General features: G+C 28.5%; 11 protein-coding genes and 1 tRNA gene. 9 read left to right on the top strand and 3 right to left on the bottom strand.

Translation table 11 applies throughout. From position 1 onward, the window contains the following. Positions 1–67: 67 nt before the first annotated feature. Entirely contained in the window at positions 68–475 is a 408-nt protein-coding gene (locus H8R92_RS06775) for a C-GCAxxG-C-C family protein (protein ID WP_022212448.1), read from the top strand. Between the two features lie 40 nt (positions 476–515). Here H8R92_RS06775 and H8R92_RS06770 read toward each other — a convergent pair whose 3' ends face one another. Beyond that, positions 516–1,877, bottom strand: a complete 1,362-nt coding sequence (locus H8R92_RS06770; RefSeq protein ID WP_186835054.1) for an MATE family efflux transporter — start codon at positions 1,875–1,877, stop codon at positions 516–518. A 98-nt stretch (positions 1,878–1,975) separates the two neighbouring features. Beyond that, a complete protein-coding gene (locus H8R92_RS06765) occupies positions 1,976–2,641 on the bottom strand; it encodes a PepSY domain-containing protein (RefSeq protein ID WP_186835053.1) in 666 nt (221 codons plus the stop codon). Between the two features lie 285 nt (positions 2,642–2,926). Between H8R92_RS06765 and H8R92_RS06760 the strand changes: the two genes are divergently transcribed. The 4 genes from H8R92_RS06760 (at position 2,927) to H8R92_RS06745 (ending at position 16,986) form a co-directional block, all read left to right on the top strand. After that, positions 2,927–9,028: a M60 family metallopeptidase gene (locus tag H8R92_RS06760; protein ID WP_186835052.1), complete on the top strand. Its 6,102-nt coding sequence runs from the start codon at positions 2,927–2,929 to the stop codon at positions 9,026–9,028. Positions 9,029–9,048: 20 nt separating this feature from the next. Beyond that, complete coding sequence (locus tag H8R92_RS06755; protein ID WP_186835051.1) at positions 9,049–13,767, top strand: immunoglobulin-like domain-containing protein; 4,719 nt, start codon at positions 9,049–9,051, stop codon at positions 13,765–13,767. 164 nt (positions 13,768–13,931) lie between these two features. Continuing rightward, on the top strand, positions 13,932–15,383 hold the full coding sequence (locus H8R92_RS06750) for a methyl-accepting chemotaxis protein (RefSeq protein WP_186835050.1): 1,452 nt from the start codon (positions 13,932–13,934) through the stop codon (positions 15,381–15,383). Between the two features lie 178 nt (positions 15,384–15,561). Beyond that, positions 15,562–16,986 carry a potassium/proton antiporter gene (locus H8R92_RS06745; RefSeq protein ID WP_022211015.1) on the top strand — a complete coding sequence of 475 codons (1,425 nt, stop codon included), beginning with the start codon at positions 15,562–15,564 and terminating at the stop codon, positions 16,984–16,986. Between the two features lie 49 nt (positions 16,987–17,035). Here H8R92_RS06745 and H8R92_RS06740 read toward each other — a convergent pair. Next, positions 17,036–17,122: transfer RNA gene (locus H8R92_RS06740), tRNA-Leu, on the bottom strand. A 145-nt stretch (positions 17,123–17,267) separates the two neighbouring features. Between H8R92_RS06740 and recQ the strand changes: the two genes are divergently transcribed. The 4 genes from recQ to yhbH all read left to right on the top strand — a co-directional run bounded on the left by recQ (position 17,268) and on the right by yhbH (position 23,171). Next, positions 17,268–19,034, top strand: coding sequence for a DNA helicase RecQ (recQ, locus tag H8R92_RS06735; RefSeq protein WP_370545588.1), 1,767 nt, complete (start codon positions 17,268–17,270; stop codon positions 19,032–19,034). Positions 19,035–19,343: 309 nt separating this feature from the next. Further along, positions 19,344–19,835 (top strand): GerMN domain-containing protein, encoded by a 492-nt coding sequence (locus H8R92_RS06730; protein ID WP_022211017.1) that lies wholly within the window; start codon positions 19,344–19,346, stop codon positions 19,833–19,835. A gap of 235 nt (positions 19,836–20,070) precedes the next feature. Further along, positions 20,071–21,993, top strand: coding sequence for a PrkA family serine protein kinase (locus H8R92_RS06725; protein WP_022211018.1), 1,923 nt, complete (start codon positions 20,071–20,073; stop codon positions 21,991–21,993). 5 nt (positions 21,994–21,998) lie between these two features. Further along, on the top strand, positions 21,999–23,171 hold the full coding sequence (gene yhbH / locus H8R92_RS06720; RefSeq protein ID WP_022211019.1) for a sporulation protein YhbH: 1,173 nt from the start codon (positions 21,999–22,001) through the stop codon (positions 23,169–23,171).

The following is a 23,171-nucleotide window of genomic DNA, read 5'->3' as shown; positions in this document are numbered from 1 at the left end:
CAACTATAATAATTTTAAGTATACTTTAAATATAGGTATAATTTATGGAGGGTGAAAGGTATTGCATATGATAGATAGAAAAGCAAAAGCTGCAGAGCTACATAGCAATAGATATACATGTTCACAAGCTGTTGCTTGTGCATTTTGTGATGTAGTTGATGTTGATGAAGAAACAATGAAAGTCATAGTAAGAAAATATAGTGGAGGAGCTTATAAGGTATGTGGAGCTGTAATGGGAGCATATGTTATAGCTAACTTTATAAAAGATAATAGAAATATGGAGGATCCAGCAGAGTGGAATGAAGATGATATTGAGTTGTTACAAGAAATAGAAAGGAGATTTAAAGAAAAAAACTCCACTGTAATGTGCAGGGAATTAAAAGGGATAGGGACTGGGATAGTATTACGTCCATGCAGAGGCTGTGTAGAAGATGCAGCAGAAATTCTTGAAGAAATTTTAGAGGAAAGAAGTTAAAAAATATGAGTACATGATGTTAAGGCATTATGTACTCATTTTATTTTTTAATTTCAATGCTAAGATGTTTCCAAACTGTTAAAATCATTGTTGAATAAGCAGCTATTCCCCCAATAAAATTAGAAATAGGTTCTGCTAAAAATACTCCATTTGTACTTAAATTAAATAATCTAGGAAGTAATATAGTAAGTGGAACCACAACTATTATTTTACGAAGTAGTGAAAAGAAAATTGCTTTTTTAGATTCCCCTAGAGCTACATAAGTTGATTGAGCTGACATTTGCAGGGACATCATAAAGAAACCAAAGAAATAAATATTCATACAATGAGTAGCCAAGGCAACTAAATTAGCTTCGTTATTAAATATCTTAATAAAAAATTGTGGAAAGATCATTAATATAAACCAAATAGAAGTAGTATAAATTATGCAGGCGATGGAACTAAATTTTATGGCGCTTTTAACTCGTATATATTTCTTGGCACCAAAGTTAAAGCCAAGAACAGGTTGAGATGCGCTGGTAATACCCTTCACTGGCATCATAACTATTTCTCTTATGGAATTAAGTACAGTCATAACTCCTACATATAAGTCACCACCGTAACTTTGAAGAGTAACATTGCAGACCATTTGAACAATACTATTAGTTATGGACATAATAAATCCTGATAAACCTAAGGTAATTATATTTTTAAAATGAATAATATTTATTTTAAAATATGCCTTTTTTAATTTTAGTATGGCATCATTGCTCCTTAAAAAGCGAAATACCCAAATGGCAGAGAGAAACTGTGAAAATATGGTGGCTAAAGCAGCTCCTTTTACGCCCATATGTAGTAGGAAGATGAAAATTGGGTCTAAGATTATATTAGTTATGGCACCTACCAAAATAGTCATCATACCAATGCGACCAAAACCTTGGGAATTAATAAAGCTATTCATACCTAAGCTGATCATTACAAAAACGCTACCTAACAGATAAATTGTTATATAATCATTAGCGTAAGAAAAGGTATTATCACTTGCACCAAGAAGATATAGTAGGGGCTTTTTAAAAATTAATATAACAATAGTAAGCATTAATCCAGTAATCAGTAATAAAGTAAAAGAATTACCCATAATTTCTTCTGCTTTTTCATTATTTCCTTTTCCACGTTCAATGGAACAAAGTGGAGCACCACCCATTCCGTATAAATTAGCAAAGGCCATTATTATGGTTATAATAGGAAAAGTTATTCCAACACCTGTGAGAGCTAAACTTGATGCATTAGGAATTCTTCCAATATACATCCTGTCAACAATATTATAAAGAATATTAATGAGCTGAGCTAAAGTCATAGGAACTGCTAATTTTAAAATATTTTTAGATACACTTCCTTTTGAAAAATCTTTACTTATAGACATGAAGAATACCTCCTAAAAACTTAATTTTATCATAAAATCAAGAAAAATAAAAATTTATAGGAGATATTAAGTAACTTAAAAAATTTAATATTAGTATTTTAGTCTTGCTCATACGATAATATAGTGCCGTTAATAGCATTTATATCATAATTATATTCTCTATTATTATAGTGAAATTCTACTTCATATATATGTATACCATCATCATAATCTTTAGATACTTTAATAAAAGTAACTTGATTATCTGTTAAGTTAGCATGTTGCAATGCTATATTTTTTGCCTCATCAGAACTTATTAAATTTTGTGTAGAAGAGCTTTGAGAATTTGAATAAGAAATAGTATTAGATGGATTATAGTATTCTGCATCATAGTCAAATTTTAATATTTCACCACTGTAAGCATTTATTTCATAATCGTATTCTGTATTATTATAGTAAAATTCAATTTCATATTTCTTAATACCATCATCATAATCTTGAGATACTTTAATAAAAGTAACTTGATTATCTGATAAGTTAGCATGTTGTAGTGCTATTTGTTTGGCTTCATCAGAACTAATCGTATTTTGAGTAGGTAAATTTTGATTAGTTGAATAAGGTATATTATTAGTATTTATAGTGTTGCTATTAGTATTTTCACTTGAATTATTTAATGAAGTTGTAGTACTTGATTCATATGAATTATTCAATCCAACTGTATTAGAGCAACCAACAAAACCTAAACAAGTACTAAGTATAATTGTAGATATAGTAATTTTTTTCATTGTTATTCACCTCTAAGTTAATTATATTATGAATAATTTATTTTTTTATAAAGTGCAGATTAAAATATAATTAAAAATTTTTAATATTTAATTATAATTAAATATTAAATAAAGCTATTGGTTTTAATTGTTCGTTTAATTATTTTATAAATTCGCGAAAAAATTATTTTTGATATTAAAAAAATAATATATAATAAAATTACGAAAATAAAATTATTTACCAATAAAGTGAAATATAAAATTTTAAAAATGTAAATAATTTAAAATTACAACTAGGGGGAAATTATGAATAAAGGAAAAATATCATGCATTTTAGCTGCTGCTATGATAACTACTCAATTTAGTCCAGTTGCAGCTTTTGCAGATAATAAAACTGAGTTGATAAGTAATGTTTCTGCTGAAGATTCATCAAATGAAACTAAATATGATAATACTCAATCTTTTGATGAAGAATCAGTAAATGACCAAAATAATGATGATGAATCAAAAGAAAATCAAGATTCTAATGAACGAGATGACAATAATTCAAATTCAGAGGAAGACTCAAAAGATAATTCATCAGAAAAAGATAATAATGAGCAAAAACCAAGTGATAGTATTGATTCAAATAAAAAGGTGAGTGTAACTGGTAAGTTAGAATTAGACATGAATTTTGCTATGCCAATAAAAAACACTGATAAAGCAAAAACAAATATAAAAGTTACTTTAATGAAAGATGATAAAGAAGTAGGCCAAGTTCAACTGGGGAATGATAATTTGCAAGGAACAATAGGGAATGTTAACTATACTCTTCAAGCATTAAATGGAAAGAGAATAGCAATTGAAAATGATGCTGAAGAATTAAATTTTTATCAATTAACATTTACTAACTTAGATTTAGGACAGTATTCTCTTAAAGTTGAAGGAGCAGGATATACTACAGCAAATGTTAGTAATATTGATATAACAAAATCATCAAAAAGAGTTAAGATAGGGACAAGCGATAATAGAATAGTACTATCTGATAATAATTCAGAGAATGAATCAGAAGCTAATGTTGAATATTATCCAGGTGTATTTTTAGCAGGAGATGTTAATGGAGTAAACTCTGTAACAAAAGAAGATTATGAAGCTGCTAAAGCAGAAATGAAAAATAAAACAAATACTACTACATATGACATAAATAGAGATTCAAAAGTTGACATAACAGATTTAACTTACATACATGGAAATATAGGAGCAACAGTTAAGACAGCAGAAGTAGTTGATACTGATCCAATTATAAATCCAGAAGCTGTAGATGTTAAGTTAGATGATACTAAAGTTTCTATAGGAGAAGGACAAGATATAAAGAATATTTTAGTAGGTGATGGTTCAAAAATATCATTATCAACAAAAACAGTTGATGGTGAAGAGGCTCCAGAAATATCTGAAGAAAATCCAATAAGTATTCCAATGAGTTTAGCAGGTTCAACAAGTGATTCAGAAATAGAAGCAGCGTCTTTAAGAACTGCTGCAGAAAATACTATAAACATGGAGCAAGTGGTGATAAAGGCACCTAGAAATACAAGACCAGCATCAGGAAGTGTTGTTATTGATGGTGTAGAATACAAATATGATGAAAGTAATGTAAAACAAAGTTTAGCTAGAACAGCTTCAGGTGAAGCAATGGATGAAATAGTTATTGACTTAGGAAAGCAAGTAGCCGTTAGTAAAATAACTATAAATGTTACTGGTAGTAGAAGTAATAAAAATTTAACAGAAATTGCAAAGGTTGAATTTTTAAATAATGTATATAAAGAATTACCAAAACCAAATATGAATATACCTGTAATTAATAGCTTTACAAGTTCAACTGCTGTTGGAAATGAAGCTATGACTATAGGATGGGATCACCAACCAAACGTAACAGGATATGAAATAAAAGTTGAAGAGCTTAACGAAAATGGAAATGTAGTTTCAACTAATCACTATAAAACAAGCGAAAATACATTAAACATAACTCAAGTAAAACCATATAGTGTTTATAGATTTAGTATTCAATCTCTAAATGGTAAGGATTGGGCAAGTGGATATAAAGATGAGCAAGATGATTATGATGCTAATGCAACAGGAGAAACAAATTTAGCAACTAATGTAAATGATAAAGATGGTAAACCAGATAATGTTGATAATAACTATATGCCACATGCATGGAATTCTACATCAGGTAATTTAGATACAAATTCAAAAGATGAAGTAGCAAATAAAAATTATTTTGGTGCGGATTCAATTGTTGAATTACAAGTTATACCAGAAACGGCACCGGAAGGTCCAGAAGGAATAACTGTTACTGGAACATATAAAGGCTTAAAAGTTAGTTGGAAAGCACATCAAAAAGCTAAAGACTATGATTTATATTATAGAAAAATTGGAACAGGTGCATGGATAAAGGCAAATGATCCAAATGATCCTAAATATGTAGATAGTAATACAACTAATGATGTACCAGATGGAGCTTATAACTTAAAACCTGAACAAAAAACTGATTCAAATGAATTAATAAGAGGTACAAGTTATGAAATAACTGGTCTTGAAGATCAAACAACATATGAAATTAAGATGACAGCAACAAATCATCATGGTACAGGTGGATTATCGAAAACTTATTTAGGAAAGACAACAGCAATAGTTCCACCTAAGTTTACAAACTATGGATTAATAAATACTGTTGAAGATGGTAAGGTTACTCATATAGAAAAAGTTACAGTAAAAGGAAGTGGTGCATTAGAACTTTCAAATAATGATGGTATGAGTATATTTGATAATGATTACTCAACTACATGGGTACTTAATGATTGGGATTCAGGAGTACATTATGGACAAAGAGCTCCAATAGTAACATTTGATAAGGAATATACATTTGATACTATAAGATTTGCTACAAAGTTAGAAAATACTTCTAAATACCCACTACCATGGCAAGCTAAATTAAGAGTATACTCAAATGATGATACAACATATAATAATCCAGTTGAAGTAATACAACTTAACGATATTAGAGTTTCTAGTAAAAGAGCAGAAAATGGAGTTAATTATGTAGAAGTAAAATTACCAAAGCCTGTAACAGCAAAGCAAGTTGAGCTTAATCTTGCAGGAGGACGTAATTTAAGTATATCAGAAATGAAATTCTATAATTATGATAGCTTAGAAGATGAGGTAAATGGATTATTTGCAGATGACTTAAAGCTTGTATTAAAAGATGAAGTAAATCAAGCGAAGATTGATGGACTTGTAGAAAGAGCTAAAGCTATAGATCCAGTTAGCTTAGAGTACCATCCAAATCAAAAAAATATTTTAGATGAATTAGAAATAGCACAAAAGATTTTAGATGATGTAAATTTAAATAAAGAAGTGTTAACTATTGATGGAAGTATACTTGATTTTTCACCAAATTTAGGTCAAGCAAATGCATGGCAATCATTGGGGGTTGTTGCTAAACCAGGTGAAACTATAAATATTTATGTAGGAACTGAAGAAGGACGAGCACACACCAAATATGAAGTATTATTTACTCAAAACTATGCAGAAAGTGGAACATGGAACTTAGGAACTGTACAAATTGGAAATGGTAAAAATGAAGTAACTGTACCAAGTGGTAAGTTTAATATGGATGTTGAAAAAGGTGGAAATGTATATATAAGACCTGTTTCAGGATGGTATGAACAACAAAAAATAAATGTGCGTGTAAGTGGTGGAAGTAAGATTCCGCATTTAAATGTAAATAATATAATAACTGATAGTAACAAACAAGAAGAAGCTAAGAATTTAATAAGAGAATACATAAGAAATCTTAAATTATATGTATCTGATTTACCAAGTCTTTACCCAACAGTAGAAGATAAGGAAAATAATCAATACAAATATGATGAAAAGACAGCTGTATTAAATAGTACAGAAATTGAAAGTGAAAGAGTAATGTTAACTCTTAGCGCAACAGAAGTTTTAACAGGTATTACACAAGGACTTAATGGAGATGAAAATGCTGAAGTTGACAGATTATATGATGCACTTTTAGCTTGGGAACAACTTATGGAAATTTCATATTCATTAAAAGGTGTAACAGAAACAGCTATTGACTTTAATAATAATGGAAGAATAGATAATAATAAATCTGATACTGCTAGTTTAATTGATGGATTAACAGAACAAGAATACTTTAACAAACATAGAGCTCCAAGAAGCCGTATAAATATAAAATATCAAAGAATGTTTACAGGAGCATTTATGTATGCATCTTCTCATCATGTTGGAATAGATGCAGGCTCTGGTATTGGATTAGTACAAGGTGTACCATTTAAATTTAATGCTACAGGAAATATAACTAATCCTAATGAAGGTAGTTTATATGGATGGGGTATATCTCATGAAATTGGACATACTCAAGATGTAGCAGGATTAACTCAAGCTGAAGTTACAAATAATATTTTAGGGTTAATTGTACAAACATTTAATGGAAATGCAAATTCAAGACTTGAAAATGGAACTTATACTACAATGTATGACAAAGTAACATCAGGTAGTGTTGGAGCAACCAGTGATATAGGTGCAAAACTAGGAATGTATTGGCAATTACATTTAGCATATGATAATAATGAAACTTATAAAATGCTAGAAAATAATAAAGATACAGATCCAAATAATGATTCATTCTATGCTAAGTTATATAGAGCTAATAGAATGAAAGCAGCAGCACCAAAGGAAGAAGGATATGATGCAGTAGAACAAACATTTATCATGAGAGCTTCTGATGCAGCACAAAAGGATTTAAGAGAGTTCTTTGAGAAGTGGGGAATATTAGCAAGCCCTAATACTAATAAGTATTTAGATGAAATGAAGTATGAAAAAGAAACAAGAGCTATATACTACTTAAATGATGAAGCAAGAAGAAGAAGATTAGATACATCTAATACTGAAACTATGACTAATGACACAGCAGTAGTAGCAAACTTTGGAACAGATAATGAAGGAAATCAAATTACTTCTAAATCTTACTTAAATCAAAAGGAAGTTCCATTAAACTTAAGTGTAACAAAAGATTCAGATAAGATTTTAGGATATGAAATTATAAGAAAAGAATCAACAGCAACAGGTATTGTGGAATCGCCAGTAGGTTTTGTTGAAAGAGACAGAACAAGTGAATCAGGGGTAACAACTTATGTTGATTCAATAGATACATTAAATAATAGAGTTGTAGCATATAAGGTTGTTGCTTATGACTATGATTTAAATAAAACTGAAGAAACAGTTATAGGAGAACTTAAAATAGCTCACAATGGAAGTATTTCTGAAACTGATTGGGTATTAAGTACTAATACAACTAATGATGAAGATGAAAGAGATGAACATAGTGGTCATGGAACAATGCAACATGGTGTAATAAAGAGAATCAATGACAATAATACAGATACAGTGTTCCAAGGTATGAAAGATGGAAGAGAAGATCCATATGTAATTATTGATTTAAATAAAAATAATTCATTAGTAGGTTTAACTTACACAGCACCACAAAATACTGCTAAGAAATTCTCATTTAGAAATCTATTCAGTAGAAATACAGAAAAAGTATATACACCTATATCAAAATATGAAGTGTATACAAGTTTAGATGGAAATAGATGGACATTAGCAAGCAGTGGAACATTTGACAACACTAAGACTACTCAAACAGTATATTTTAGCGAAGATGGTAAAACAGAAGCACAACAACTTTGGTCATATGATGCAAGATATGTTAAATTAGTTGCTAAAGGAAATTCTGAAATATCAATAGCAGAGTTAGATTTATTAACGGCTGCTGGTGATAATATAGAAATTGGAACAGATAATAATGAACAATTATCTAAAAATGGAATTGGTAGATTAAAATCTGATTATGAATATGAATCTGGCAAAGTTATTCCAAAGGGGTCTATAATTGTAACAGGTGAGTATAGAGGAAATCCTGCATTTAATATACCTTTAGTATTAAATGAAAATGATGAAAACTTTGCAATAAAAGCAAATACTATACTTTTAGCTACATTACCAGAAAATTCAGAGCTTTCAGAAGTGGCAAAAGGAACTTGGATTTATTGGATAGAACCTAATAATCAAGGAAAAGTAGAGAGCGATAAAGGTCAGGTAGATAATATAGAAGGAACTTCAATTAAAGCTGAACTTTACAGATACAATAAATTAGATAATAATGGAGCACCAGTAGGTCAAAGATTAGTAAGTGATACGTTCTTATATGAATTACCAAGTGATTTAAACACATTACCTGAAATAGAGTTTAATAGTTCTAATGCAAGAGCAATTAAAAATGAAAATACAACAGTAATGGAAATAAATGGTGAATTAATGAACAAAGCATTTGAAAATAGATAATAGTAATGGGGGAATAACTTATGAAGAGAGCAAGGACAAGAGTTAAAGTTGCAATTGCCTCAGCATTAGCTATATCTTCGACGGCGGCAGTTATATATGCCGCTCCGGAGATAATGAAGGCAGCTACTTACAGAGCTTCAGAAGAAGCTGTATATCTTGATGTTGAAAAGTTAACTAGTAATACAGTAAAGGTATCTTTAGATAATATTCAAGATATAGCTAAATCTATGCAATTTAGTATTAAGCTAGATGGAAATGTAAAGATAAAATCTAATGAAGATGGAACATATAAAATAGCTGATTTACTTACAAAAACAGTAGAGGCAAAAACTAGTGAAAGTGAAAAGCCATCTAAGAATAGCATATTTACAGATTATACATATAACGAAGCAGACAATACTTTAAATGTTATTATTACATCAGATAGTGCATTACCTAAAACAGGAAATAAAGTAGAATTATTTACATTAGAAATAGAAGCAAAGGATTCTAATAACAGAACATATAATATAATTCCTAATACTAATGAATTATTCAAATATGTTGCAAAAGATAATACAGAATATTCTAATTTAGCAGTTAATTATAATGAAAAATCCTTAAGTTTAAATACAGCACCAAAAGTAACAGTAGAAAAAGATGTTATAGATATATATGATGGTGACAAATTAGTATTTAATGAAATAGAAGGATTAAAAAAGACAGACAAAGATAATGATGAAGTCACTTTAGAAGTAAGAGATATTACTAATGTAACTGACGAAAGTAAAGAAGATACTCAACCACTTATAACAGAATTTACTTCGGAAGAAGTTGGAACACATACATTTAAAGTTTATGCTGTTGATAGTATGGGTGAAAAATCAGAGCCTATTAAATTAATGGTAAATGTAAAGTATAATACAGAACTTGAAAAACCAACAATTACAGGAGCTGAAAAAGTTGAAATTGAAAGTGGAACAGTATTTAATTTATTACAAGGAGTAACTGCAACAGATGCTAAAGGAAGAAATCTTCAAGTAAATGTAACTGGAGATTTAAACTTAAATCCAGAAGAAGATACAAAATATACATTAACATATTCTGCAACTGATAAGTATGGAAAAACTACTGAAGTACAAAGAGAAGTATCTGTTAAAGTTAATAAGGCACCAGTAATTAATGGGGCAGATAATAAGGTTATTAATATAGGAGAAAGCTTTAATCCAAAAGCAGGAGTAACTGTTACTGATGATAGAGATGAAAATTTAACTTCACAATTATCTATAGATGGAAAAGTAAATACTGCAGTACCAGGTGAATATAAATTAAATTATTCTGTAACTGACTCAGGAAACAAAACTACTAAGCTTCAAAGAACAGTAAGAGTTAATAGAGCACCAATAGTATCAGGGAATGATAGTGCTATTGTTATAAAGAGTGGAACAGTAGTAACAGAAGAAATGATTTTAGGTGGAATTAATATAACTGATGAAACAAGTTACACAACAAGTGTTACAGTTCCAGAGATAAATGGAGAAGGTAGATATGATGCTGAAATCAAAGTAATAGATGCAGATAATGCAGTAACTACAGTTACAAGAAAGATTGTTGTTAGTAATGGAAGTACAGCAGAATTACCTAATAGTGGACAAGGTTCATCAAAGGAAGAATCAATAGCTGTACAAGTTATAGATGCTGATGGAATAACTTCATTAAATGAAAAATTAAGTAAAGCAACTAAAGATTATAAGATAACTAGCACTAAGAAAGAGTTTTCAAATTATGTTCAATATAGCTTTGAAATGACTAAAAAGGAAGCTGTATTTAGAAATTCTGGAACAGTATATTTAGAAGTAAGAGTTCCTAAAGAGATTGATAATAGTACAGGTGGAATTGTTATTACAGAATATGTTGAAATATTAGCAACAAATGTTACTATAAACAATAAAGAAAACTTAAATCATTATATAAAGAGTGATGATGAAATTGAATTAACTGCAACAGTTACACCTGATAATGCAACTAATAAAGAAATAGAATGGAATAGTTCTAATGAAGAAGTTATTGCAATTGAAAAAACTGAAAATGGTGTTAAGTTAGTAGCAAAAGGATATGGTATTGCAACTGTTACAGTAAGTGCAGTTGATGGTAGTGGAGCATTTGATGAATTTACATTTAGTGTATCACATGACTTCAAGGAGTTACCAGAGGATATAACTGTAGTTGGTGGAGAAGGAACAGAAGAATCACCAGTAATATATAAAACAGAAAATATTGATTCATTAAAGGAACTATTAAATCTTGCAAAAGACGAATATAAAGTTATGCTACAAGATAAAGAAACTATAAGTGAAAGTGAAATTGAATATAAATTAGTTTTAAAAGAGAAGAGTAGCTTATTTAAATTATTAAGAACTGCTAATATTGATGAAGAGTCACATTATATTTCAGTAAGAGTGCCAAATAGTGATGAATTTGAAAATGAAATTTATAAGTTAACTAAAAATGATATAAAGGCACCAACTCTTATTTATGATGGTGCATCACAATTGATAGTTGAAAATGGTTCTAAATTTAAAATGCCAGATGTAAAGGCAAAGGATAATTTAGATAAAAATGTTACTGTAACACATGTAATAAAAGATGAAAGTGGTAAAGTTGTAAAAGATATAGATTCAAATGTAGAAGGATTATACACAATAACATATAGTGCAACTGATTCAAGTGGTAATAAATCATCAGAATTGATTGTTAAAGTTAAAGTATTAGAAGCTGATAAGGAAGCACCAGTATTTGAGTATAATGGTGATAAAATTATAGTTTTAGAAAATGGAAGTGAATATGTAGAGCCTGAAGTAACAGCATATGATAATGTTGAAGGTAATGTAGCAGTAACAAAGATAATAACTAAAGACGATGAAGTTGTAGAAAGTATAAATACAACTATATCTGGAAAATATAAAGTTGTATATACTGCTTCTGATAGTGCTGGAAATACAGCTACATTAGAGATAATAGTAGTTGTAAAGGAAGCTCAGAATAATACAACACCAGATGTACCAGAAACTCCAGAGAAACCAGATCAAAAGCCTGAAATACCGGATGTACCAGCTCAAAAGCCTGAAACGCCAGATGTACCAGAGCAAAAACCAGAAACTCCAGAGAAACCACAGGATAAAGAAGCTCCAATATTTGATTATTCTGGTAAAACAGAAGTAATACTAGAAAATGGAGAAAAATATGAAATTCCTGAAATAAAGGCAAATGATAATATAGATGGTGAAGTTGAAGTTATAAAGGTTATAAGAAAATATGATTCTAATGAAATTGTTGAATCAATAGACACTAACATTGCAGGAAAGTATACTATAACTTATGAAGCTGTAGATAATAGTGGAAATAAATCTAATTTAGTTATAACAGTAACTGTTAAAGCTAAAATGATAGCTGATAATATAGAGTTAGGTAATGGGAAAGGTACTTTAGAGTCTCCAAAAGAAATAAATGTATTAGAAACTTCTAGTGTAGAAAATATAAATAAATTAATTGAAAACATTAAAGAAGGTTATAATTTTAAATTTGTAGATGAACCAAAAGAAGATGGTGAAAATATTATCTTCAAAATAAAATTACAAAAGAAAATGTCATTTATAAGAGCTTTATTTAATAAAACATCAGATGAAAATTATATAGAAATAAAGGTTCCAAAGAATAATGTAGAAGTAGTAACTGTATTAAAAGATTTATATAAATCTACAAATGAACCTGAAGTTCCAGAAGTAAAACCTGAAGTAAAACCTGAAGTAAAACCTGAAGTGAAACCAGATCAAAAGCCTGAAACACCGGATGTGCCAGAAGAAAAACCAGAAACTCCAGAGAAACCACAGGATAAAGAAGCTCCAATATTTGATTATGCTGGTAAAACAGAAGTAATACTAGAAAATGGAGAAAAATATGAAATTCCTGAAATAAAGGCAAATGATAATATAGATGGTGAAGTTGAAGTTATAAAGGTTATAAGAAAATATGATTCTAATGAAATTGTTGAATCAATAGATACTAACATTGCAGGAAAGTATACTATAACTTATGAAGCTGTAGATAATAGTGGAAATAAATCTAATTTAGTTATAACAGTAACTGTTAAAGCTAAAATGATAGCTGATAATATAGAATTAGGTAATGGGGAAGGTACTTTAGAGTCTCCAAAAGAAATAAATGTATTAGAAACTTCTAGTGTAGAAAATATAAATAAATTAATTGAAAACATTAAAGAAGATTATAATTTTAAATTTGTAGATGAACCAAAAGAAGATGGTGAAAATATTATCTTCAAAATAAAATTACAAGAGAAAATATCATTTATAAGAGCTTTATTTAATAAAACATCAGATGAAAATTATATAGAAATAAAGGTTCCAAAGAATAATGTAGAAGTAGTAACTGTATTAAAAGATTTATATAAATCTACAAATGAACCTGAAGTTCCAGAAGTAAAACCTGAAGTAAAACCTGAAACTCCTGAAGTAAAACCTGAAACTCCAGAAGTAAAACCTGAAACTCCAGAAGAGAAGCCTGATACATCAGATAAAAAAGAAATACCAGTTAGTGTAGAATCTTCAGAAAAAAATAATAAGGAAGATGATAAATCAATACCTAAAACAGGAGGAGTTAATTCTCTTGGAATAATAGGACTTGGATCTACTATTTTAACTTTAGGTGGATTATTAACATTCAAAAAGAAGAGGAAAAAATAAATAAAATCATTTATAAATTGATTAAGTAAAGATAGTTTTGCTGATTATATAAATTAGCAAAACTATCTTTTTGTAATTTATAATAAAGAAAAAAAGATAGTTTTCGATAAATATTTTAGAAGAGATTTTAATTATTAATATAGTATAAAGGAGGAAATAATTCTATGAATAAAAAAATTAATAGAATTATTATAGGGATATTTTTATTTTTAGGTGCTTTATATATTGGTGGTTCATTAAGCCAGTATGCAGTTGGAGATAGAAGTAAAGAATTTTTATTATTAATTACTGGGAGTATAATAATAACAAATTTAGTAGCTATTATAGAATATAAGAGAAATAAATTGAGTAAAACTATTCCGTGGATATATTCAATTATATATTGTATTATATACTCAATAACATTATTAACAACCAAAACTGTAGTAACATATGTAATTGCATTTGTTTATATAATCTCTATAATTTTATGTAAAAATGTAAAATTAATAAGATTTATGTGTACATGGTGTTCTATTACAATAGCAATATATGTATATATGTTAATTTCGCAAGGAAATACCAGTGAGTCTATTATAGTAATTGCAAGTGTTATTGGGTTTATACCTGTAAGTTTATTTGTAACAAGCAGTTTAAAAACTTCTGAGGAAATTACAGCAAAAACATTAGAGGAAATAAGTAATAAAAATTTACAACAACAACAATTAATAGATGATATGAAAAAAATAGTTGAAATATTATCAGAAAATTTTATATCACTAAATGAAATTATGAATGATTTTAATAATAGCAATGTAGAATTAAATAAATCATTTTTAGAAATAAAATCAAGTTCATCAAAAACTGTATTGGAAATAGAAGAGGAAAGTTCTTTAATAGAAGATATTAAAAATAAAATTGAAGATGCAACTAAAGCAAGTGAAAATGTAGAAGATTATTCAACGGATGCAGATAATGCTATTAATACAGGAATACAAAAGGTTAAAACATTACTAGAAACAAGTAAATTTGTTAATGAGAAAAACAATTTAGTAAATGAATCTATGAAAAATTTAGAAAATAAATTTTCTAATATAGCAAATATAACAGAAATTATATCTAGTATAGCAGAGCAAACCAATCTTTTATCTTTAAATGCATCAATAGAAGCTGCTAGAGTAGGAGAAGTAGGAAAAGGGTTTTCAGTTGTAGCAACAGAAATTAAGAAATTAGCAGAAGAAAGTAAGACTAATGCAGAAAATATAGAGCGTATCTTAGCAGAATTAAAGAATGAAACTCAGGTATCAGTTATGCAAGTTGAAAATTTATTAAAAGAAAGTATAAAACAACAAGAGTTGGTTTATGACACAAATGATGCATTTAACAAAATTCAAGATAATATGAATACTGTTAAAGGTGAAATAAATGTAGTAACCAATATGATGAGATTGGTATTAAATAATAGTGAAAAAGTATGTGATAGTATTTCAAATATTTCTATATTATCAAAAGAAACTATGGATAATTCAGAGTATACTGCTTCAATATCTAATAAAAATTCAGAAAAGTTAGAAGAAGTTAAAGAAATTTTTATGTCTCTAGAAAAGACTGTTAATGAAATAGAAAAATATATTTAGAATTAATAAAAGAAGCTTCCAATAAGTAATTATAGGGAGTTTCTTTTTTAAATTTAAATAAGGTTATGGTACTTAAGAGTATTGAAAATCTCATCTTTATCAAAAATAATTTAATTTTTGCAATTAAAGAGTCAATAGATAATATAATGAATAAATAGCAATAACAATGGAGGAACATATGGTACAACTAATGTTATGTTGTGGTTTGATACTTCTTATATGTATTACTTCTAGTAAGGTTTTATACAAGTTTGGAGTGCCTCTTCTTTTGATTTTTATATTTTTAGGCATGATATTTGGAATAATAGGAATTGACTTTAGTGACTTTCAACTAACTGGAGAAATTGCATCAATAGCTTTAGTTTTTATAATGTTTTATGGTGGTTTTGGAACTAATTGGAGTATGGCTAGACCAAAGGCAGTACCTTCTATTTTAATGTCTACTTTAGGAACTATCATAACTTTTTTTATTACAGGATTGTTTGTATATTTAATATTTAAAATATCTTTATTAGAATCTTTACTTATAGGTGCAGTGGTGAGTTCCACCGATGCAGCATCAGTTTTTACTATACTTAGATCACAAAAATTAAATTTGGAAGGTTCTTTAGCATCGCTTTTGGAAGTAGAAAGTGGTAGTAATGATCCAGTAGCTTATATGTTAACTTTGATTATTCTTACTATAATGGGGAACGGTACAGTAATGCAGCTTATACCAATGATAGTAAGTCAGATAGTTTTTGGAATTATTGTAGGAGCTGTGATAGCAATAGCTTCTATATATTTAATTAGGCATGCAAATTTTGAAATAGAAAGCTTTTACATTATTTTTATCATAGCTATAGCTATAATTTCATATTCATTGAGTGAATGGATGGGAGGGAATGGATATTTAAGTGTTTACATCAGTGGAATAATTATTGGTAATAGTAAGATACCTCATAAGAAGACTTTGGTACACTTTTTAGATGGTGTATCTTGGATTATGCAAATAATATTATTTTTTATTTTAGGACTTTTATCAAGTCCCATAGAACTACCTAAAGTAATAGGAAAGTCAGTGGTGATTTCTCTTGTTATAATTTTTATAGCAAGGCCAATATCAGTTTTTTTAGTGCTTAGAAGGTTTGAGTTTAATACTAGGGAAAAGCTATTTATATCATGGGTAGGTCTTAGAGGTGCAGCATCTATAGTTTTTTCCATATTTGCTTTAAATTATGAGGTTAATATAAATAATGATATATATCATATTATATTTTTTATTGCTTTGATGTCTGTTGGAGTTCAAGGAACTTTGATACCTATAATAGCAAGGCGTTTAGAACTTTTAGATAATAACAAACCTGTATTAAAGACATTTAATGATTATGTTGAAGAGAAAAATACAAAGGTTATGGAATTAAAAGTTGATGTGGGCTGTAATCTTATAAATAAAAGTATAATTGATGCTAATATTCCAGAAGAAATACTTATAGCTATGATAAAAAGAGAAGGTGAAATAATAATTCCTAAAGGATCTTCTATAATAAAGGAAGGCGATGTATTGGTGGCAGTTGGTAATTGTTTAGATGAGGACTTTTATAAAGTTATAAAGGCTAAATAGTAAATTTTTAAATAAAACAAAAAAAGAAGTTCAAAATTGAACTTCTTTTTGGTGCTGAAGACCGGAATCGAACCGGTACGGTATCGCTACCGCAGGATTTTAAGTCCTGTGCGTCTGCCTGTTCCGCCACTTCAGCAAGAACAATGTCAGTATAATATAAAAAGCTTATATGGTCAACACTTTTTTACAAAATAGTTATAAAAATTATTTATAGTATAAGTTTATATTATAATTTAATATGATAAAATTAATAAATAAAGTAAATAAGTAAAAGGGTGGTGATTAAAAGTATGAATATTATTTTTGAAGTTTTAAATAAATACTATGGATATACTTCATTTAAAGAAGGACAGTATGAAATAATAAGCAATATATTAAAAGGTAGAGATAGTTTTTGTATATTACCTACTGGGGGAGGAAAATCAATTTGTTATCAGATACCTGCAATGATATTTAAAGGAATAACAATAGTAGTATCACCACTTATATCATTGATGAAGGATCAGGTGGACAGTTTAAATGAAAATGGTATTGTAGCAGAGTATATTAATAGTACTCAAAGCTTAAATGATATAAATGACATAATAAAAAAATGTTATGAAGGAAAAGTTAAATTATTATACATAGCACCTGAAAGATTAGAAAATGATTTTTTTAAAAGAAAATTAAAAAATCTTAATATAAGTCAAATAGCTATAGATGAAGCTCATTGTGTATCAATGTGGGGACATGATTTTAGAAAAAGTTATAGAGAAATAGCACAGTTTATTAATGAATTTGATAAAAGACCAGTAATAACAGCATTTACTGCTACAGCTACAGAGGTGGTGAGAAAAGATGTGCTTGAATTATTAGGGCTTAGCAATCCTTATATTTATATTGGTGGTTTTGATAGGGAAAATTTAAATATACACTTATATATAGAAGAAGATAAGCTAGAATTTGTTAAAGATATAATTAGAGAAGAAGATAGCTCAGGAATAATATATTGTGTAACAAGAAAAGAAGTAGAAGGGCTCTATAATTACCTAAAAGATTTAGGCTATATAGTAGGAAAATATCATGGCGGTCTTAAAGATGAAGAAAAAGAATATTATCAAGAAGAATTTCTTAAGGAAAATATCAATTTAATGATAGCTACTAATGCATTTGGTATGGGAATTGATAAATCAAATGTAAGGTATGTTATACATTTTACCATGCCAAAGAATATAGAAAGTTATTATCAGGAAATAGGAAGAGCCGGACGTGATGGAGAAAATGCCAATTGCTATCTTTTATATAATAGAAGTGATGTGCGTACTTTAGAATATCTTATATATACGACATCGTCTTTAAATAGGAAAGAAATAGAGATAAGAAAGTTACAAGAAATGATAAATTTATGTGAAAGCAAAGGGTGCTTAAGGTATTTTATCTTAAACTATTTTGGTGAAAAAAATGCAAGGAATTATTGCAATAGCTGTAGCAATTGTTTAAAAGATGAAGAAATTCGTGATTATACCATAGAAGCACAAAAAATATTATCTTGTGTATATAGAAGCAGAGAAAAATATGGAATTGCTGTGTTGGTAGATGTTTTAAGAGGGATGACAGGACCTAAGATAGTTAATGATAAATTAAATCAATTGACCACTTATGGAATAATGAAAGAGTACAGTAGCAGATTTATTAAGGATATAATAAAGACATTGATAGATTTTGGTTATGTGGATTTAAAAGAAGGTACATATTCTATGCTTAAGCTAAATAAGAAGTCATTGAAAATATTAAAATCTGAAATGAAGGTTTTATTTAAGCTAAATGAAAGCGAAGAAGAAGTAATGTTAAATAAAGATTTATTTAATGTGTTAAGGAATTGGAGAAAGGATAAAGCTCTTAAAGAAGGAATTAAACCATATATAATATTTTCAGATGCTACTTTAATTCAAATAAGTAATATATTACCTAAGAATAAGGAAGAGCTTCTTGGTATAAGAGGAATGGGAGAAAAGAAATATGAAAAATTTGGAGAGGAACTATTAGATATAATAAATAATTATAAGTAGAAATCCATGTATGGCTCGCAACTAATATAGGTTGTGAGCCAATATTATAATATTACAAAAATTTTATATTAAATGTTTTTAATACTGTTGAAATAGGATTGAAAATACTATAGGAGGTGCTACTAGTAACGATATTATATATTTTGACACTAAAATCATTATTGGTCATAATATTACTCCTTATCATTTGTTAAAGAAAATAGCATAATATATACTACTAGGTTATTTTTAAAATTTGATATTAAATGAATAAATAATGGCATAAAAGGAAATAGTGGTAATTATAGAAAATAATATTAAGGAGGTAGTATGTTTAAAAAATTTTTAATAGGTATATTATTACTATGCATTAATCTTGTAGGTTGCTTAGAAAGTAAAGCAGTTAATTCTAACAATGTAGAGGAAAGCTATAAAAGTGAGAAATTAATAGAACTTTATGTACCAGATGATAATATTTCAAAATGGGTAGTTGAAGAGAAAAATGTAGATATTTCAGAATTAAAAAATGTTATTACAGCATTAAAAGATACTGAAAAATGTTGTATACCAAAAGAAACAGAAGTTAATTCAATAAAAATAGAGAATAAAATAGCATATGTAGATTTAAGCAAGGATTTTGATGATAGTCAAACAGGCTCTTCTGCAGCTGTTAAAGTAAAAATATATTCAATTGTAAATACATTATGTTTAAATGAATGTTTTAATGTGGATGGTGTAAAATTCCTTATTGATGGGAAGGAAGTGGAAACCATAGGTCCAATGGATGTAAGCCTTATAAAAACACCAAAACTAGAGCTTTAAAAAATAAATAAGATAGTAGAAGCTAATTGTTACTACTATCTTATTTATTTTTTAATTAAACGCTGTTTGATTTTATTGATAAATAATAATTGGTGCAGGTTAAATCAAAGTAAGCATTTATCCATAAATAAGCCCATGGTTTGGCTACGTTTATATTTTATTTAATCTAAAAAGATAAAAAGAGTAATATATTACGTTTGGTAATTAATATATTAAAGTAAAGGGGGGAGTGCTTATGAACTTCAAAGAATTTATTGTAACAGATAGAGAAAGTAGAAATAAAGAAAAATTTGAAGGTACATTTATAGATTACTTAGAACTTGTGAAGGCTAATCCAGATATTGCACAGCTTTCTCATAAGAGATTATATGAAAGGATTATGAGTGAAGGTGTTGAGGTACTAAAGGGGGATGAGAATCCTAAAATAAGAAAAATCTATGGAAATGAAACTATAAAGAGATATGGATTTTTTAAAGATGATTTCTTTGGTATTGATAAAGTATTAATGAAATTGGTAAATTATCTTCATTCTGCATCAATGAAAGGTGAAGAGGCAAGGCAAGTATTATATTTAGTAGGACCTGTTGGTGCTGGTAAATCATCTTTGGTTGAAGCATTAAAATTAGCTTTAGTAAGCTGTGATCCTATTTATTCTATAAAAGGCTGTCCAATGCATGAAGAACCTTTACATCTTGTTCCTAATCATCTAAGAGGAAAATTTAATGAAATGTTAGGCACACAAATTGAAGGAGATTTATGCCCAGTATGTAAATATAGGCTTATTCATGAATTTAATGGGGAATATGAAAATGTTCCTGTTGAAAGAAAGAATTTTTCTATAAGATCAAGAAAAGGAATAGGTGTAGTGCCTCCAGTTGATCCTAATAATCAAGATACATCTATTTTAACAGGATCAATTGATATATCTAAGATGGATATGTATCCTGAAGACGATCCAAGGATATTCTCATTAAATGGTGCATTTAATGTAGGTAACAGAGGGTTGGTAGAATTTATTGAAGTGTTTAAAAATGATGTTGAATACTTACACACTATAATAACAGCTACTCAAGAAAAATCAATTCCATCACCAGGAAAAGGTTCAATGATTTATTTTGATGGACTTATTGTAGCTCACTCAAATGAAGCAGAATGGGAAAAGTTTAAATCAGATCATACTAATGAAGCTATATTAGATAGAATTGTAAAGATTGAAGTTCCATATTGCTTAGAGCTTGATGAAGAAGTGAAGATATATGAAAAGATATTGAAGAGAAGTAATTTTAAAGCTCATATAGCTCCACATACCATAGAAATAGCAGCAATGTTTGCTATACTTTCAAGATTATCTCCTTCAGCTAAAGTAGATCCTATGACAAAGTTAAAACTTTATAATGGTGAGGATATTGTGGAAAAAGGAACTACTAAGAGGATAGATATACAGGAATTAAGAGAAGAAGCTGGAAGTTATGAAGGTATGAAAGGTATCAGTACTAGATTTATTGTAAAAGCAATAGATAATGCCTTATCTATTTCAGAATATGATTGTATAAATCCATTAAGCATAATGGAGAGCATTATTAAATCTATTAAAGAGATGGATGCTTCAGCAGAAGATAAAAAGAGATATTTAGGATTTATTCAAGACACTATTAGAAAAGAATATAATAAGGTATTGGAAAAGGAAATAACAAAGGCCTTTATACATTCATTTAGAGAACAAGCTGAAAGCCTATTTAATAATTATATAGATAATGCAGAAGCATTTGTAAATAAGACTAAGATAAAGGATAGTTCAACAGGAGAAGAATTAAATCCAGATGAAGACTTCATGAGAAATATAGAAGAACAAATAGGTGTATCTGAAGCATCTAGCAAGGGATTTAGAGCAGATGTTACATCTTATATGTTCTACTTAGTAAGAAATGGCATGAAAATAGATTATACTTCATATGAACCATTAAAAGAAGCCATTGAAAAGAAGCTTATGGCATCAGTAAAAGATTTGTCTAGAATAATAACTAAGACAAGAGTAAGAGATAAGGAGCAAAATGAAAAGTATGATGCTATGGTTGAAGAAATGAAGAACAATGGATATTGTCTACACTGTTGTGACGTCATATTAAAATATGCAGCAAACAATTTGTGGAAGGATTGATAAAGATGGCTATCTTTCGAGATAATAGTGAAAATCCAGTAGAACACGATAGAAGCATTGAAGATAGAAGACGTCATAGACAATTAGTTGAAAAATCTATCAAAGAAAATTTAGGTGATATCCTTTCTGAAGAAAGTATTGTAGGGGAAACGAAAAATAAAAAATTTAAGATTCCTATTAGAGGGATAAAGGAATATCAATTTGTATTTGGAAACAACAATAAAGGTGTTGCTACTGGTACAGGAGAAGAAAAAAGAGGAGACAAGATAGGTTCGGCAGAAAGTATTGGAAAAAAAGGTAAGAAAGGTGCTGGAAACAGTGAAGGTGATGATGTTTATGAAACTGAAATCACTTTGGAAGAATTAATGGACTATATAGTGGAAGACTTGGAGCTTCCAAATTTAGATAGAAAGAAATATTCACAGATTCTTTCTGAAAGCGCCAGCAGAAAAAGAGGATATGCAAGACATGGTATTAATCCAAGACTTGCTAAAAAGAAGACTGTTATAGCTAAAACAGCTAGAAAGCAAGGTAAAAAGAGAGCTTTAGCAGAAGCAGGCTTAGAGCAGGATATAGATAGATTTCCTTTTAGAGAAGATGACCTTAGATATTATAGAGTAAAAATGAAACCAAAGAAAGAAAGCAATGCTGTGATGATATTTATCATGGATGTATCAGGCTCTATGGATAGTACTAAGAAATATCTAGCAAGATCATTTTTCTTTGTATTATCTAGGTTTATAAAGAGAAAATATAATAATATAGCTTTTGAATTTGTATCTCATACAACAATAGCCAAGCTGGTAAATGAATATGAATTTTTCCATAAAGCTGAATCAGGTGGAACATATATATCCAGCGGACTTAATGTAGCTTTAGACTTGATTAAGGAAAAATATCCTCCAGAAATGTGGAATATATATCCTGTATATGCTAGTGATGGTGACAATTGGTCAGAAGATAATGAAAGGGCAATAACAGCACTTAAAGAACTTTGTGAAGTGAGCAATATGGTAGGCTATGCTGAATTGCTTCCTTCAACCTATTCAACTACAATGTACTATAGGTTTAGTAAAGAAGTAACCAATAAAAATTTCATTTCTGTGGTGGTAAAAGAAAAGAAAAATTTATGGGATGCATTGAAATTGATGTTAAGTAAAGAGCTTAGGGAGGAGTAG

Origin of the sequence: Clostridium lentum (assembly GCF_014287815.1) — a bacterium.
GTDB lineage: Bacteria > Bacillota > Clostridia > Clostridiales > Clostridiaceae > Clostridium > Clostridium lentum.
This window is presented reverse-complemented; position numbering and strand designations above follow the sequence as displayed.

What these genes read in the sequence shown, in the direction of transcription:
- H8R92_RS06725 (WP_022211018.1), top strand. Translation starts at nt 20,071, where the DNA reads ATGAACTTCAAAGAATTTATTGTAACAGATAGAGAAAGTAGAAATAAA.
- H8R92_RS06775 (WP_022212448.1), top strand. Translation starts at nt 68, where the DNA reads ATGATAGATAGAAAAGCAAAAGCTGCAGAGCTACATAGCAATAGATAT.
- H8R92_RS06760 (WP_186835052.1), top strand. Translation starts at nt 2,927, where the DNA reads ATGAATAAAGGAAAAATATCATGCATTTTAGCTGCTGCTATGATAACT.
- H8R92_RS06745 (WP_022211015.1), top strand. Translation starts at nt 15,562, where the DNA reads ATGGTACAACTAATGTTATGTTGTGGTTTGATACTTCTTATATGTATT.
- H8R92_RS06750 (WP_186835050.1), top strand. Translation starts at nt 13,932, where the DNA reads ATGAATAAAAAAATTAATAGAATTATTATAGGGATATTTTTATTTTTA.
- H8R92_RS06730 (WP_022211017.1), top strand. Translation starts at nt 19,344, where the DNA reads ATGTTTAAAAAATTTTTAATAGGTATATTATTACTATGCATTAATCTT.
- H8R92_RS06755 (WP_186835051.1), top strand. Translation starts at nt 9,049, where the DNA reads ATGAAGAGAGCAAGGACAAGAGTTAAAGTTGCAATTGCCTCAGCATTA.
- yhbH (WP_022211019.1), top strand. Translation starts at nt 21,999, where the DNA reads ATGGCTATCTTTCGAGATAATAGTGAAAATCCAGTAGAACACGATAGA.
- H8R92_RS06765 (WP_186835053.1), bottom strand. Translation starts at nt 2,641, where the DNA reads ATGAAAAAAATTACTATATCTACAATTATACTTAGTACTTGTTTAGGT.
- H8R92_RS06770 (WP_186835054.1), bottom strand. Translation starts at nt 1,877, where the DNA reads ATGTCTATAAGTAAAGATTTTTCAAAAGGAAGTGTATCTAAAAATATT.